Annotated in this window: 12 protein-coding genes; 9 read left to right on the top strand and 3 right to left on the bottom strand. The window is 69.0% G+C overall.

Annotated elements, in window-relative coordinates; translation table 11 throughout:
• Window positions 1-73: 73 nt before the first annotated feature.
• Both H8N03_RS11970 and H8N03_RS11965 read right to left on the bottom strand, forming a co-directional pair.
• Window positions 74-727: a response regulator gene (locus tag H8N03_RS11970; RefSeq protein ID WP_187076409.1), complete on the bottom strand. Its 654-nt coding sequence runs from the start codon at window positions 725-727 to the stop codon at window positions 74-76.
• A gap of 17 nt (window positions 728-744) precedes the next feature.
• Entirely contained in the window at window positions 745-1,839 is a 1,095-nt protein-coding gene (locus tag H8N03_RS11965; protein WP_187076408.1) for a hybrid sensor histidine kinase/response regulator, read from the bottom strand.
• Window positions 1,840-1,938: 99 nt separating this feature from the next.
• Here H8N03_RS11965 and H8N03_RS11960 point away from each other — a divergent pair, with 99 nt between their 5' ends.
• The 7 genes from H8N03_RS11960 to H8N03_RS11930 all read left to right on the top strand — a co-directional run bounded on the left by H8N03_RS11960 (window position 1,939) and on the right by H8N03_RS11930 (window position 12,303).
• The gene (locus H8N03_RS11960; RefSeq protein ID WP_187076407.1) at window positions 1,939-2,544 is read left to right on the top strand and encodes an isochorismatase family protein; all 606 of its coding nucleotides are present in this window, start codon (window positions 1,939-1,941) and stop codon (window positions 2,542-2,544) included.
• A gap of 71 nt (window positions 2,545-2,615) precedes the next feature.
• The gene (locus H8N03_RS11955; protein ID WP_187076406.1) at window positions 2,616-4,508 is read left to right on the top strand and encodes a propionate--CoA ligase; all 1,893 of its coding nucleotides are present in this window, start codon (window positions 2,616-2,618) and stop codon (window positions 4,506-4,508) included.
• A gap of 187 nt (window positions 4,509-4,695) precedes the next feature.
• On the top strand, window positions 4,696-7,569 hold the full coding sequence (locus H8N03_RS11950; protein ID WP_187076405.1) for a 2-oxoglutarate dehydrogenase E1 component: 2,874 nt from the start codon (window positions 4,696-4,698) through the stop codon (window positions 7,567-7,569).
• A 105-nt stretch (window positions 7,570-7,674) separates the two neighbouring features.
• On the top strand, window positions 7,675-8,940 hold the full coding sequence (gene odhB / locus H8N03_RS11945; RefSeq protein ID WP_187076404.1) for a 2-oxoglutarate dehydrogenase complex dihydrolipoyllysine-residue succinyltransferase: 1,266 nt from the start codon (window positions 7,675-7,677) through the stop codon (window positions 8,938-8,940).
• A 90-nt stretch (window positions 8,941-9,030) separates the two neighbouring features.
• Window positions 9,031-10,449 carry a dihydrolipoyl dehydrogenase gene (lpdA, locus tag H8N03_RS11940; protein ID WP_187076403.1) on the top strand — a complete coding sequence of 473 codons (1,419 nt, stop codon included), beginning with the start codon at window positions 9,031-9,033 and terminating at the stop codon, window positions 10,447-10,449.
• A 109-nt stretch (window positions 10,450-10,558) separates the two neighbouring features.
• Window positions 10,559-11,656, top strand: a complete 1,098-nt coding sequence (gene zapE, locus H8N03_RS11935; RefSeq protein ID WP_187076402.1) for a cell division protein ZapE — start codon at window positions 10,559-10,561, stop codon at window positions 11,654-11,656.
• Entirely contained in the window at window positions 11,653-12,303 is a 651-nt protein-coding gene (locus tag H8N03_RS11930) for a hypothetical protein (protein ID WP_187076401.1), read from the top strand. Before zapE ends, H8N03_RS11930 begins: the two co-directional genes overlap by 4 nt.
• A 38-nt stretch (window positions 12,304-12,341) precedes the next feature.
• Here H8N03_RS11930 and H8N03_RS11925 read toward each other — a convergent pair whose 3' ends face one another.
• On the bottom strand, window positions 12,342-13,109 hold the full coding sequence (locus H8N03_RS11925; protein WP_187076400.1) for a PP2C family protein-serine/threonine phosphatase: 768 nt from the start codon (window positions 13,107-13,109) through the stop codon (window positions 12,342-12,344).
• Between the two features lie 96 nt (window positions 13,110-13,205).
• On the opposite strand from H8N03_RS11925, the gene H8N03_RS11920 reads away from it, so the two are divergent.
• Window positions 13,206-13,409 carry a YdcH family protein gene (locus tag H8N03_RS11920; protein ID WP_187076399.1) on the top strand — a complete coding sequence of 68 codons (204 nt, stop codon included), beginning with the start codon at window positions 13,206-13,208 and terminating at the stop codon, window positions 13,407-13,409.
• Window positions 13,409-15,478: a DNA repair helicase YoaA gene (yoaA, locus tag H8N03_RS11915; RefSeq protein WP_187076398.1), complete on the top strand. Its 2,070-nt coding sequence runs from the start codon at window positions 13,409-13,411 to the stop codon at window positions 15,476-15,478. Before H8N03_RS11920 ends, yoaA begins: the two co-directional genes overlap by 1 nt.
• Window positions 15,479-15,523: the final 45 nt, after the last annotated feature.

Below are 15,523 nucleotides of genomic sequence, written 5' to 3'. Positions count from 1 at the left end.
GCCACGTCCGTAGGCTGTATTGCGCGAAGCGCACCGTAGGCTGGGTTGCGCGAAGCGCACCCCAGCGATCGCCCTACGCCTTCACCAACCCCTTGCGCACCGCATACCGCGTCAGGCTCGCGATGTCGTTCAGCCGCAGCCGCTCCATGATGCGGGCGCGGTGCACGTCCACGGTCTTCGGGCTCAACCCGAGCTCGAAGGCGATCTCCTTGGCGGACTTGCCTTGCGCGATCAGCGTGAGGATCTCGACCTGGCGCGTGGTGAGTTCGTCGTCCACCGTCGGTTCGGACGGCTGCAGCAGCCGCTGCGCCACCGCGGCGCTGAAGTAGCTGCCGGTGGCCATCACGCTGCGCAGCGCCTGTTCGAGCTCGAACGGCGGCGCATCCTTCATCAGGTAGCCGCAGGCGCCGTTGGCGACCGCGCGCTTGACGAAATCCACGGTGTCGTACATCGACAGCACGATCACCTTCACGTCGGGGAAGCGCGCGTGGATCTCCGCGATCGCGGTGATGCCGTCCATGCCGGGCATGGAGATGTCGGTCATCACGACATCGGGCTTCACCGACTCGAGCAGCTGCAGCAGTTCGTTGCCGTTGCGCGCTTCGGCGATCACCTGCACCCCGTCCACCGTGGACAGCAGGGCCTTGATGCCCGAGCGGACGAGGTCGTGGTCGTCCGCGAGCACCACCTGGATGGGCAGGGAAGCGTTCGAGTTCTTCTGGATCATGGTGCCCTCCTTCTCTTTCACAATACCGCACGGATCGCCACGCCGCCACCTTCGCGGGTGCGGATGTGCAACCGTCCGCCGGCAAGTTCCGTCCTTTCGATCATCCCGTACAAGCCGATATTCCTCTCGCTCTGGTGCCCATCGAGCACCGCGGCCTTGTCGAAGCCGATGCCGTCGTCGGCGATCAGCACGCTGATGCGGCCGCGCGGCAGGAAGCGCAGGCGCACCCACACGGTCGATGCCTTTGCATGCCGCACCGTGTTGGTCAGCGCCTCCTGCACCAGCCGCACCGCGACCGCCGCGTTCTCCTCCAGCCGTTCCGGCTCCTGCCCGCGGGTGGAGACCTCGCAGCGCAGGCCCGCGGGCTCCGCGATGCGCTGCATGGCCGACTGCACCGCGGGCACGAGCCCCAGCAGGTCCAGCTGCGCGGGCCGCAGCGAGAAGGACAGCGTCTTGAGCTGCTGCAGCGCGCCGTTGGCGAGTTCCGCCGCCGTCGTGTTGTGCTTGCGCCGGACGTCGGCGTCGCCCGCGCGGTCCGCCGCGTGCAGGTGGATCACCACCGCCGTGAGCGTCTGCCCGAGCTGGTCGTGCAGCTCGCGCGAGATGTGCGAGCGTTCCCGCTCCTGGGCGAGCACGAAGCGCGCCGACAGTTCCTTCAGGCGCGCATAGGCGCCCTGCAGTTCCGCGTCCAGCCGTTCCTTCTCCTGCGCGCGCCGCCGTTCCTCGAGCACCCGGCCGATGATCTGGGGCAGGGTGCCCAGCTTGTCCTTGGTCAAGTAGTCCTTGGCGCCGCAGCGCAGCACGTGCACCGCGGCTTCCTCGCCGATGGCGCGCGTCAGCACGATCAGGGGCACGTTGCTGCGGCGCGTGACGAGGATCTGCAGGGCGGCGTACGGGGAGAACCGCGGCAGGTTGAAGTCGCAGAGGATCACGTCCCAGTCGCCGTCGAGGGCGGCGACGAAGCTCGCCGCGTTGTCGACGCGGTGCAGCTCGTAGCGCCGCACGGGGTCGGCCCGTTCGAGGGCGATCCCCATCAGCTCCACGTCGTCCGGGTTGTCCTCCACGCACAGCAGCCGGATGGGTTTCGAATCGAGAACTGCGCGACTGGACATGAGAGGGTGGGCAGCGAGTTTACCGTCGGGTTGCGCGGCCGGGTAAGTAAGCCTGTTCCCTAACGCGCGCTGGAATAATCGGGGCCAAAGGATTTCCGCATGCTCCTGGACGCCGAAGAATCGCAACTGGTGCTGGTCGACTACCAGTCCCGCCTCCTGCCCGCCATCCACGAGGCCGACCTCGTCGTGGCCAACGCGCAGCGCCTCGCGCGCATCGCGCAGCTGCTGCAGGTGCCCGTCTGGGCCACCGAAGAAAACCCGGAGGGCCTGGGCGGCACCGTGGAGGCGCTGCAGCCGCTCGTGGCCGGCCGCGTGCTGCCCAAGATGGCGTTCGACGGCACCAGCGTGCTGCTGCCCCGGCTCAAGCCGGCGCCGCGCCAGCAGGGCGGCAACGCGCGCAGCCTGCCCAAGCACCTGCAGAAGGCCGCCCCGGCCCCGGCGCCGGGCCGCGAGATGATCGTGCTCGCCGGCTGCGAAGCGCACGTGTGCCTGATGCAGACGGCGCTGGGCCTGCTGGAGGAGGAGCTCGAGGTCTGGGTCGTCACCGACGCCTGCAGCTCGCGCAGTGAGCGCAACCGCGACGCCGCCTTCGACCGCCTCGCCGGCGCCGGCGCCGAGCTCGTGACCACCGAGATGGTCGCCTTCGAATGGCTGCGGGATGCGGGACATCCCCGGTTCAAGGAAGTCTTGAGCATCGTCAAATAGGCCTGCCGCGGCCTGTCAGCCTGCGGCAAGCCCGGTGCCCACAATGCGCCGGACAGCACAGGAGACACGGCATGGGGTACGCGGACTTCTACAGGCGTTCGATCGAGGATCGCGACGCCTTCTGGGCGGAGCAGGCGAAGCTGGTCGACTGGGAGACGCCGCCGGCCACCATCTGCGACGCGAGCCGCCCGCCGTTCTACCGCTGGTTCGCCGGCGGCCGCACCAACCTGTGCCACAACGCCGTCGACCGCCACCTCGCGCAGCGCGCGGACCAGGCGGCGCTGATCTACGTCTCCACGGAGACCGGGCAGGAAAAGGTCTACACCTTCCGCGAACTGCACGCCGAGGTGCAGCGCATGGCCGCCGTGCTGGCAACGCTCGGCGTCGGCCGCGGCGACCGCGTGCTGGTCTACATGCCGATGATCCCCGAAGCCGTGTTCGCGATGCTCGCGTGCGCGCGCCTCGGCGCCATCCACTCGGTCGTGTTCGGCGGCTTCGCCTCGGTGTCGCTCGCCTCGCGCATCGAGGATGCCACGCCCAAGGTCGTGGTCAGCGCCGACGCGGGGTCGCGCGGCGGCAAGGTCGTGCCGTACAAGCCGCTGCTGGACGAAAGCATCCGGCTCTCGCAGCACAAGCCGGGCGCCGTGCTGCTCGTGGACCGCAAGCTCGCGCCGATGGAAAAGGTGGCCGGCCGCGACCACGACTGGGCCACGCTGGCCGACCGGCACCAGCGCACGCAGGTGCCCTGCGCCTGGCTGGACGCCACCGACATCAGCTACACGCTCTACACCAGCGGCACCACGGGCCGGCCCAAGGGCGTGCAGCGCGACGTCGGCGGCTATGCCGTGGCGCTCGCGGCGAGCATGAAGCACATCTTCCTCGGCAAGCCGGGCGAGACCTACTTCTCGACCAGCGACATCGGCTGGGTGGTCGGCCACAGCTACATCGTCTACGGGCCGCTGATCGCCGGCATGGCCACCATCCTGTACGAGGGCCTGCCGATCCGCCCGGACGCCGGCATCTGGTGGAACCTCGTCGAGAAGTACAAGGTGGCCTCGATGTTCAGCGCGCCGACCGCGGTGCGCGTGCTGAAGAAGCAGGATCCGGCCTTCCTGAAGAAGCACGACCTCTCCAGCCTCAAGGCGCTGTTCCTCGCGGGCGAGCCGCTCGACGAGCCCACCGCCCGCTGGATCAGCGACGGCCTGGGCGTGCCCATCATCGACAACTACTGGCAGACCGAGAGCGGCTGGCCGATCCTCACGGTGGCCAACGGCATCGAGAAGAAGGCCAGCAAGTTCGGCAGCCCCGGCGTGCCCATGTACGGCTTCGACGTGCGCCTGGTGCACGAGTCCACCGGCGAGGAGCTCACCGGGGCCGGCCAGAAGGGCGTGGTGGTCCTCGAGGGGCCGACGCCGCCCGGCTTCATGCAGACGGTGTGGCGCGACGACGAGCGCTTCGTCCAGACCTACTGGTCCAGCATCCCGGGCCGGCAGGTGTACAGCACCTTCGACTGGGGCATCCGCGACGAGGACGGCTACTTCTACATCCTGGGCCGCACCGACGACGTGATCAACGTGGCCGGCCACCGGCTCGGCACGCGCGAGATCGAGGAGAGCATCTCCGGCCATCCCAACATCGCCGAAGTCGCGGTCGTGGGCGTCGCCGATCCGCTCAAGGGCCAGGTCGCCATGGCCTTTGCCGTCGTCAAGGACGCCTCGGCGCTCGTCGACGACAAGGCCCGCCTGAAGCTCGAAGGCGAGGTGATGAAGGTGGTCGACGACACGCTGGGCGCCGTTGCGCGTCCCGCGCGCGTGCGCTTCGTGACCGTCCTGCCCAAGACGCGCAGCGGCAAGCTGCTGCGCCGCGCGATCCAGGCGGTGTGCGAAGGCCGCGATCCGGGCGACCTGACGACGATCGAAGACCCGGCGGCTCTGCAGCAGATCAAGGATCTCGTGGCGTCCTGACCGCACTTGCGGCAGGCGCTTCCGGCCTCACCTTGGTGAAAACCCGGGTTCGATGGCACAATCCGCCCGCAACCAGACCCAGGGCCCTTCCCCCACAGTCGCATCCGCCAATCGGTAAAGCCGTGTCGCGGAAGGTTTTCCAACCAGCTCAGGCTCCCTGCAGGGGAGCGGAAAGTAGCGCAACAGGATGAGCGATCAGAGCTCGATCTATTCCGCGTACCGCGGAAACACCTATCTCTTCGGCGGCAACGCGCCGTACGTCGAGGAGATGTATGAAAACTACCTCGCGAACCCGGGCAGCGTGCCCGACCACTGGCGCGAGTACTTCGACGCCCTCCAGAACGTTCCCGCCGTCGACGGCAGCAACGCCAAGGACGTCCCCCACCTCCCGGTCGTCAACGCCTTCGCGCAGCGCGCCAAGCAGGGCGGCACCCGCGTCGTCGTGGCCGCCGGTGGCGACCCCGAACTCGCCCGCAAGGGCACGGCCGTCCAGCAGCTGATCGCCGCCTACCGCAACGTCGGCGCCCGCTGGGCCGACCTCGACCCGCTCAAGCGCGACGTGCGCGAGAACATCCCCGAGCTGGAGCCGTCCTTCTACGGCTTCACCGATGCCGACCAGGAAGCGGTGTTCAACACCAGCAACACCTTCTTCGGCAAGCAGAGCATGTCGCTGCGCGAGCTGATGAACGCGCTGCGCGAGACCTACTGCGGGACCATCGGCGCCGAATTCATGTACATCAGCGACCAGGGCCACAAGCGCTGGTGGCAGCAGAAGCTGGAAGCGATCCGTTCCAAGCCCAGCTTCAACGCCGAGAAGAAGAAGCACATCCTCGACCGCCTGACCGCGGCCGAAGGCCTCGAGCGCTTCCTCCACACCAAGTACGTCGGCCAGAAGCGCTTCTCGCTGGAAGGCGGCGAGAGCTTCATCGCCTCGATGGACGAACTGGTGCAGCAGGCCGGCGCCCGCGGCGTGCAGGAAGTCGTGATCGGCATGGCCCACCGCGGCCGCCTGAACGTGCTGGTCAACACCCTGGGCAAGATGCCCAAGGACCTGTTCGCCGAGTTCGAGCACACCGCTCCCGAGGACCTGCCCGCCGGCGACGTGAAGTACCACCAGGGCTTCAGCTCCGACGTCAGCACCCCCGGCGGCCCGGTGCACCTGTCGCTGGCCTTCAACCCGTCGCACCTGGAGATCGTGAACCCGGTGGTCGAGGGCTCCACCCGCGCCCGCATGGACCGCCGCGGCGACGCCAAGGGCAACCAGGTGCTGCCCGTGCTCGTGCACGGCGACGCCGCCATCGCCGGCCAGGGCGTGGTGCAGGAGACGCTGGCGCTGGCCGAGACCCGTGGCTACTACACGGGCGGCACGGTGCACATCGTCATCAACAACCAGATCGGCTTCACCACCTCCGACCCGCGCGACGCGCGCTCCACGCTGTACTGCACGGACATCGTGAAGATGATCGAGGCGCCGGTGCTGCACGTGAACGGCGACGATCCGGAAGCCGTGGTGCTCGCGACGCAGCTCGCGCTCGAGTACCGCATGGAGTTCAACAAGGATGTCGTGATCGACATCGTGTGCTTCCGCAAGCTGGGCCACAACGAGCAGGACACGCCCGCGCTGACGCAGCCGCTGATGTACAAGAAGATCGCGGCGCACCCCGGCACGCGCAAGCTGTACGCCGACAAGCTGGCCACGCAGGGCCTGGGCGACACGCTCGGCGACGACATGGTCAAGGCCTACCGCGCCGCGATGGACGCCGGCAAGCACACGGTCGACCCGGTGCTGTCCAACTTCAAGAGCAAGTACGCCGTCGACTGGGCGCCCTTCCTCGGCAAGAAGTGGACCGACGCGGCCGACACCGCCATCCCGCTCGCCGAGTGGAAGCGCCTCGCCGAGCGCATCACCACCGTGCCGTCCGACTTCGCCGTGCACCCGCTGGTGAAGAAGGTGCTGGAAGACCGCGCCGCCATGGGCCGCGGCGACGTCAACGTCGACTGGGGCATGGGCGAGCACATGGCCTTCGCCTCGCTGGTCGCCTCCGGCTACCCCGTGCGCCTCTCGGGCGAGGACGTGGGCCGCGGCACCTTCGTGCACCGCCACGCCGTGCTGCACGACCAGAACCGCGAGAAGTGGGACGTCGGCACCTACGTGCCGCTGCAGAACGTGGCGGAGAACCAGGCGCCCTTCGTCTGCATCGACTCCATCCTGTCGGAAGAGGCGGTGCTGGGCTTCGAGTACGGCTACGCCTCCAACGACCCGAACACGCTCGTGATCTGGGAAGCGCAGTTCGGCGACTTCGCCAACGGCGCGCAGGTCGTCATCGACCAGTTCATCGCCTCGGGCGAGGTGAAGTGGGGCCGCGTCAACGGCATCACCCTGATGCTGCCGCACGGCTACGAAGGGCAGGGCCCGGAGCACAGCTCCGCGCGCCTCGAGCGCTTCATGCAGCTGTCCGCGGACGCCAACATGCAGGTGGTGCAGCCGACGACGGCCAGCCAGATCTTCCACGTGCTGCGCCGCCAGATGGTGCGCAACCTGCGCAAGCCGCTGGTGATCATGACGCCGAAGTCGCTGCTGCGGAACAAGGACGCCACGTCCCCGCTCGCCGAGTTCACGAAGGGCAGCTTCCAGACGGTGATCCCGGACCAGCACAAGGACCTGAAGGCCGACAAGGTCAAGCGCCTCGTCGTTTGCTCGGGCAAGGTCTACTACGACCTGGCCAAGAAGCGCGAGGAGAAGGGGACCGACGACGTGGCGATCATCCGCGTCGAGCAGCTGTACCCGTTCCCGCACAAGGCGTTCGCGACGGAGCTGAAGAAGTACCCCAACGCGACCGACATCGTGTGGTGCCAGGACGAGCCGCAGAACCAGGGCGCCTGGTTCTTCATCCAGCACAACCTGCACGAGAACATGAGCGAAGGCCAGAAGCTGGGTTATGCCGGCCGCCCGGCGTCCGCGTCGCCCGCCGTGGGGTATTCGCACCTGCACACCGAGCAGCAGAAGGCGCTGGTGGATGCGGCGTTCTCGAAGCTCAAGGGCTTCGTGCTCTCGAAGTAAGGCCCTTCGTCACCCCCGCGCAGGCGGGGGCCCAGGGCGCCCTGGGTTCCCGCCTTCGCGGGAATGACGATGTCTGGCGCGCTCCCGAATCCAGAAAGAACACAAATGGCTATCGTTGACGTGAAGGTCCCGCAACTGTCCGAGTCGGTTGCCGAAGCGACCTTGCTGCAGTGGAAGAAGAAGCCCGGCGAGGCCGTGGCGCAGGACGAGATCCTGATCGAGATCGAGACCGACAAGGTGGTGCTCGAAGTGCCGGCCCCCAGCGCCGGCGTGATGGCGGAGATCGTGGTGGCCGACGGCGGCACCGTGACCTCGGACCAGGTGATCGCGAAGATCGACAGCGAAGGCAAGGCGAGCGCCGCCGCGCCGGCGGCTGCCGCTCCCGCGGCGGCCAAGCCGGCCGCTGCCACGTCCAGCGCCGCGGCACCCGGCGCCGGTGGCTCCAAGTCGGACGTGGCGATGCCCGCCGCCGCCAAGATGATGGCGGACAACAACCTGGCCGCCGGCTCCGTGGCCGGCACCGGCCGCGATGGCCGCGTCACCAAGGGCGACGTGATCGGCGCCCTCGCGTCCGGCGCGACCGCCAAGGCCCCGGCGGCGCCCGCCGCTGCCCCGGCCCGCGCGCCGCTGCAGCAGGTCTCCGCCCCGGTGGCGCCCGCCGACCTGGGCGACCGCCCCGAGCAGCGCGTGCCGATGTCGCGCCTGCGCGCCCGCGTGGCCGAGCGCCTGCTGCAGTCGCAGTCCACCAACGCCATCCTGACCACCTTCAACGAGGTGAACATGGCGCCCGTGATGGAGATGCGCAAGCGCTTCCAGGAGAAGTTCGAGAAGGAGCACGGCGTCAAGATCGGCTTCATGTCCTTCTTCGTGAAGGCGGCCGTGCACGCGCTGAAGAAGTACCCGGTGCTCAACGCCTCGGTGGACGGCAACGACATCGTCTACCACGGCTACTTCGACATCGGCATCGCGGTGGGTTCGCCGCGCGGCCTGGTGGTGCCCATCCTGCGCAACGCGGATCAGATGTCCTTCGCCGACATCGAGAAGAAGATCGCCGAGTTTGGCCAGAAAGCTCGTGACGGCAAGCTGGGCCTGGAAGAGCTCACCGGCGGCACGTTCTCCATCTCCAACGGCGGCGTGTTCGGCTCGATGCTGTCCACCCCCATCATCAACCCGCCGCAGTCGGCCATCCTGGGCGTGCACGCGACCAAGGACCGCGCGGTGGTGGAGAACGGCCAGATCGTGATCCGCCCGATGAACTACCTGGCGATGTCCTACGACCACCGCATCATCGACGGCCGCGAAGCCGTGCTGGGCCTGGTGGCGATGAAGGAAGCGCTGGAAGATCCGGCGCGGCTGCTGTTCGATATTTAAAAAACCAAGGGGCTAGAGACTAGGGGCTAGGGACTAGGGCAACAGCCGGTTCCTCCCTAGACCCTAGCCCCTAGAACCTAGCCCCTCAACATGAGCAAACAATTCGACGTGGTCGTCATCGGTGGCGGCCCCGGCGGCTACATCGCCGCCATCCGCGCGGCGCAGCTGGGCTTCAATGCCGCCTGCATCGACGAGTGGAAGACGAAGGACGGCAAGCCCGCGCCGGGCGGCACCTGCACCAACGTGGGCTGCATCCCGTCCAAGGCGCTGCTGCAGTCCTCGGAGAACTACGAGCACGCCTCGAAGCACTTCGCGGACCACGGCATCGGCGTGCAGGGCCTGAGCATCGACGTGCAGAAGATGCTCGGTCGCAAGGACGCCGTCGTGAAGCAGAACAACGACGGCATCCTGTACCTGTTCAAGAAGAACAAGGTCAGCTTCTTCCACGGCCGCGGCTCCTTCGGCAACAAGACCGACGCGGGCTACGAGATCCAGGTCGGCGACGAGACGCTGGTGGCGAAGCACGTGATCGTGGCCACCGGCTCCAACGCCCGTGCGCTGCCCGGCGTGCCCTTCGACGAGGAGAAGATCCTCTCGAACGACGGCGCGCTGCGCATCCCCGCGGTGCCGAAGAAGCTGGTGCTGATCGGCTCCGGCGTGATCGGCCTGGAGATGGGCTCGGTGTGGCGCCGCGTCGGCGCGGAAGTCACCGTGCTGGAAGCTCTGCCCACGTTCCTGGGCGCCGTCGACGAGCAGATCGCCAAGGAAGCGCACAAGGCGTTCACCAAGCAGGGCCTGAAGATCGAGCTGGGCGTGAAGGTCGGCGAGATCAAGACGGGCGGCAAGGGCGTGTCGGTGGCGTACACGACGGCCAAGGGCGAGCAGCAGACGCTCGACGCCGACCACGTGATCGTCTCGATCGGCCGCGTGCCCAACACCATCGGCCTGAAGCCGGAAGCGGTGGGCCTGAAGCTGGACGAGCGCGGCGCGATCGTCGTCGACGACGAGTGCCGCACGAACCTGCCGAACGTCTGGGCGATCGGCGACGTCGTGCGCGGCCCGATGCTCGCGCACAAGGCGGAAGAAGAGGGCGTGGCGGTGGCCGAGCGCATCGCCGGCCAGCACGGGCACGTCAACTTCAACACGATCCCCTGGGTGATCTACACCTCGCCCGAGATCGCGTGGGTGGGCCGCACCGAGCAGCAGCTCAAGGCGGACGGCGTGCAGTACAAGGCCGGCACCTTCCCGTTCATGGCCAACGGCCGCGCGCGGGCGCTGGGCGACACGACCGGCATGGTGAAGTTCCTGGCCGACGCCAAGACCGACGAGATCCTCGGCGTGCACATCGTGGGCCCCATGGCCAGCGAACTGATCTCCGAGGCCGTGGTCGCCATGGAGTTCAAGGCCTCCGCCGAAGACATCGCCCGCATCTGCCACGCGCACCCGTCGCTGTCCGAAGCGACGAAGGAAGCGGCGCTGGCGGTGGACAAGCGGACGCTGAACTTCTAGCAACGGAACGCAGAGGTCGCAGAGGCAACGCAGAGGTCGCAGAGAATACCTTCATGGATTTCTCTGCGACCTCTGCGGAATCTCTGCGGCCTCTGCGTTCATCTCTTCGATGAGCGTCAAGGCTGTCTACGAGGCGGAGCTCCAGGCCCGCGGCTACCAGAGCGATCCCGCGCAACTGCGCGGCGTCGCGGCGCTCGAGCGCTGCGCCAGCGACTGGGCGGCGTACAAGGAGCAGCGCTCCAACGCCTTCAAGAAGCTGATCAACCGGCCCCCGATCCCGCGCGGCGTGTACATGTACGGCGGGGTGGGGCGGGGCAAGAGCTTCCTGATGGACTGCTTCTTCCAGGCCGTGCCCGTGGTGCGCAAGACGCGCCTGCACTTCCACGAGTTCATGCGCGAGGTGCACCGCGAGCTCGCCGAGCTGCAGGGCACGGTGAACCCGCTGGACACGCTGGGGGCGCGCATCGCCAGGCGCTTCCGGCTGATCTGCTTCGACGAGTTCCACGTCGCGGACATCACGGACGCGATGATCCTGCACCGCCTGCTGGACGCGCTGTTCGACAACGGCGTGGGCTTCGTCACCACCTCGAACTTCAAGCCGGACGACCTGTACCCCAACGGGCTGCACCGCGAACGCATCTTCCCGGCGATCGAGCTCCTGAACCAGAAGCTGGAGGTGATCGACGTCGACAACGGCACGGACTACCGGCGCCGCACGATGGAGCAGGTGCGGCTGTACCACACGCCGCTGGGCGCGCAGGCCGACGCCGAGATGAACGATGCCTTCAGCCGGCTCGCCGAGAGCCACGACGAGGACCCCGTGCTGCACATCGAGCAGCGCGAGATCCGCGCGCGGCGCAAGGCCGGCGGCGCGGTCTGGTTCGACTTCGGCACCCTCTGCGGCGGTCCCCGCTCGCAGAACGACTACCTGGAGATCGCGACCCAGTTCCACACGGTGCTGCTGAGCGACGTGCCCCGCATGTCGGCGCGCAATGCGTCCGAGGCGCGGAGATTTACCTGGCTGGTGGATGTTCTTTACGATCGACGGGTGAAACTGATCCTGTCGGCCGAGGTCCCACCGGAGGCGTTGTACACCGAGGGCCCGCTGGCCCACGAGTTCCCGCGCACCGTGTCCCGGCTCAACGAGATGCAGTCCGCGGAATTCCTGGCCCTCGAACACCGCATGGTGGATACCCGTCTGACATGAAGCATTTCGTCCCGCTCGCCATTGCCATTGCCGCCTTCGCCGCCCACGCGCAGGCGCCGGACGACGCCGCGGAGCGCGCGCGCATCCGGGGCGAGCGCCAGGCCGCCGAGGCGCGCTACACGGAGGCCCAGAAGGCCTGCCGCGCGAAGTTCGCCGTCAACGACTGCCTCGACGACGCCCGCCGTGCGCACAACGTGGAAGTCAACGAGCTGAAGCGGCAGGAGCGCGTGCTGAACGACGCCGAGCGCAAGCGCAAGGCCGCGGAGCGCCAGCGGGACATCGACGAGCGCAACTCGCCCGAGCGCCAGAAGGAGGCCGCCGAGAAGCGCGCCAAGGCCGCCGCCGAGCAGCAGGAGCGCGAGGCGCAGGCCGCGGAGAAGGCGGCGAAGAAGTCCGCCGACGATGCGGAACGCGCTAGGCGCGGCCCGCGCGTCAAGGAGCCGCACGGCTCCTCCGGCCCGCAAGGCAAGCCCCGGGACCCCAAGGCCCCCGCGAGCCATGCCCCGACGCCGGACGAGGCCGCGAAGAACCGCGCCGCCTACGAGGAGCGCCTGCGCGAGGCGCAGCGGCACAAGGCGGAAGTCGCCGAGCGCAACGCGAAGAAGGGCAAGTCCGCTTCCGCGGACCTGCCGCCGCCGGCGCGCTAGCCTCCACCCCGGCCCTCCGCGGAGGGGGAGGGGGCAGATCAGGCCGCCAGCGGCTCCAGCTTGACGATCACCAGCGACAGGTTGTCGCCGCCGCCGTGCGCCCGCGACCGCGCCTTCTCGATCAGGAACTCGCTCGCCTCGCGCGGCGAGAGCGAGGACAGCACGGAGCCCAGTTCCTCGGGGCTGAAGTAGTGCCACACGCCGTCGCTGCAGGCGAGCAGGGTGTCGCCGGGGCGCAGCTGCGGGATGGTGTGCAGGTCCGCCGGCGGGTCGTCCTCGGCGCCGAGGCAGCCCATGAGGATGTTCGACTGCGGGTGCACGTTGGCCTCTTCCTCCGTCAGCTCGCCGCGGTCGACGAGCGTCTGCACGTAGGAGTGGTCCATGGTCCGCTTCACGAGCTGGTTGCCGTGGAAGTGGTAGATGCGCGAGTCGCCGGCATGCACCCAGTGGCATTCGCCGTCCGGGTTGATGATGAAGGCCGCGATGGTGCTGTGCGGCTCCTGCTCGGCGGAGATGGCGGTCAGCTTGATGACGAGGTGCGACTCCTGCACCATTTGCCTGAGCAGCGTGGGCGTGTCGTCGGCGGTCGGCGAGTAGCGGTCGAACAGCTGCTTGCAGGTCATCATGACCTGGTCGGACGCCTTGCGCCCGCCGCTGCGGCCGCCCATGCCGTCGGCGACGACGCCGAGCACGCAGCCGTTCACCCGCGGGTGGGCGATCAGGGCGATCTGGTCCTGCTGGTACTCCCGGTCCCCCTTGTGGATGCCGGTGGACGCGGTGAGTCGGTAACCTTTGCTGCTGCTCATGGGCGGGAAAAGTGGCGCTGGCGCGCGTTCGCTGCGATGATGGACGGTTGGGGTCGTATTATCGAACGATCCGCAGCGGCGCCCCGCTTATTACCTTTGGACTCCAACCTGCACTCTCCCGAACGGCGCCTGATCGAGCTGCGCATGGAGCACGCCGACCTCGACGCGCTGATCGACCGCGCAGCGGAGCAGCACCCCGTCGACGAACTCATGATGCGCCGCCTCAAGAAACGCCGGCTCGCCCTGCGCGATGCGATCGCGCGGCTCGAACTCGTCCTCGATCCCAAAGAACCGGCGTGATGACGGAATCGGCAGCGGCGTCGTCCGGGCGCCACGACGCGCCCGCGGCGGGCGTGTGGCCCGCGCCCGAGGCGCAGGACCTCGAACAGCTGGCACGCGAGGCCTTCGTGCCCGGCGGCGTGCTTTCGCGCGCGGCCGAAGCCTTCCGTCCGCGGCATGGCCAGACCGAGATGGCCGCGGCCGTCGCACGCACCATCGCGCACGGCGGGGCGCTCGTCGTCGAGGCGGGCACCGGCGTCGGCAAGACTTTCTCGTACCTCGTGCCCGCGCTCCTGAGCGGCGAGCGCGTGCTGCTCTCGACGGCCACGAAGACCCTGCAGGACCAGCTGTTCGCCCGCGACCTGCCGCGGCTCGCGGACGCGCTCGGCCTGCCCGTGCGCATGGCGCTGCTGAAGGGGCGCGCCAGCTACCTGTGCACGCACCGGCTGGAGCTGGCGCGGCACGACGCGAACCTCCCGGACCGCAGCGCGCTGCGCACGCTGGCGAAGATCGAGCAATGGGCGCAGACCACGCGCAGCGGCGACCTCGCCGAGATGCCCGGCCTCGACGAACGTTCACCGCTGTTGCCCCTGGTCACCTCCACGCGCGAGAACTGCCTCGGTTCGCAGTGCCCGAAGTTCCGCACCTGCCACGTGAACGCCGCGCGCCGCGAAGCGATGGCGGCGGACGTGGTGGTCATCAACCACCACCTGTTCTTCGCGGACCTGGCGGTGCGCGAGTCGGGCATGGCCGAACTGCTGCCCAGCGTGCGCGTCGTGATCTTCGACGAGGCGCACCAGCTCAATGAAACGGGCGTGCAGTTCCTCGGGCGCCAGCTCGGGACGGGGCAGGTCCTCGACTTCGCGCGCGACATGCTCGGCGCCGGCCTGCAGTTCGCGCGCGGGCTGGTGGACTGGCAGCTGGCCGCCGGCACGCTAGAACGCGCGGCGCGCGACTTCCGGCTCTCGGTGGGGCGCACGGCGCCCGGGGCGCGCCTGCGCTGGGCGGGAGCCGCGCCGGACGGCGTGGACGAGGTGACGTGGTGCGAAGGGCTCGCGGCCCTGGCTTCCGCGCTGGACCTCGCAGCCGAAGGGCTGGCGACCGTGCACGAGGCCGCACCCGACCTCGCGCGCCTGCACGAGCGTGCAGTGCAGCTCGCGCAGCGCGTGCGCGCGTTCGAAGAGGCGCCCCAGCAAGGTGCGGTCCGCTGGGTCGACGCCGGCACGCACCTGCGCCTCGTGGAATCGCCGCTCGACATCGCGGAGGCCGTGCAACGCAAGCTGCTGAAGACCGACGCCGACCCGGAAGCGGAGAACGCGCGCAAGGCCTGGATCTTCACTTCGGCGACCCTCGGCGACGATGCGCGCCTGTCCTGGTTCACCGAACCCTGCGGGCTGGGCGACGCCGAGGTCGTGCGGGTGGCGAGCCCGTTCGACTACGCGGCGCAGGCGGCGCTGTACCTGCCGCGCGGCTTGCCGAAGCCCAACGATCCGGGGCACAGCGACGCGGTGGCACGGGTGGCGCAGCGCGCGGCCCTGCGCATCGGCGGCCGCACGATGGTGCTCACCACGACGCTGCGGGCGCTGCGTGCCATCGGCGAGCAGCTGCAGGCGCGCTTCCAGGCCACGGGCGAGCTCGAGGTGCTGGTGCAAGGCCAGTGGCCCAAGCGGCGATTGATCGACCGCTTCCGCGAAGGGGCGGGCGACGGCCGCCCGGGCTGCATCCTCGTGGCTTCCGCGTCCTTCTGGGAAGGCGTGGACGTGCCGGGCGATGCGCTGCAGCTGGTGATCATCGACAAGCTCCCGTTCCCGCCCCCGGGCGACCCGCTCGTGGAAGCCCGTGGCCAGCGCCTGCAGGCGCAGGGCCGCAGCCCCTTCAACGACTACTTCGTGCCCGAGGCCGCCGTCGCCTTGAAGCAGGGAGCAGGGCGCTTGATCCGCCGCGAGAGCGACCGCGGCTTGCTGGTGGTGTGCGACACGCGGCTGGAGCAGATGGGGTACGGGCGGCGGCTGCTGGCGGCGCTGCCGCCGATGCGGCGGATCGTGGACGAGGGCGGGTTCGAGGAGGCGCTGGACGCGTTGGCCGGCTGATCGGTGGGGTTCGCTGACGCTCACCTTCCGCGGCTGTCGCCGCGC

Source organism: Ramlibacter cellulosilyticus (genome assembly GCF_014297465.1).
GTDB lineage: Bacteria > Pseudomonadota > Gammaproteobacteria > Burkholderiales > Burkholderiaceae_C > Ramlibacter > Ramlibacter cellulosilyticus.
The sequence above is the reverse complement of the archived record's forward strand: the minus strand, read 5'-3'. Positions and strand labels throughout refer to the sequence as shown.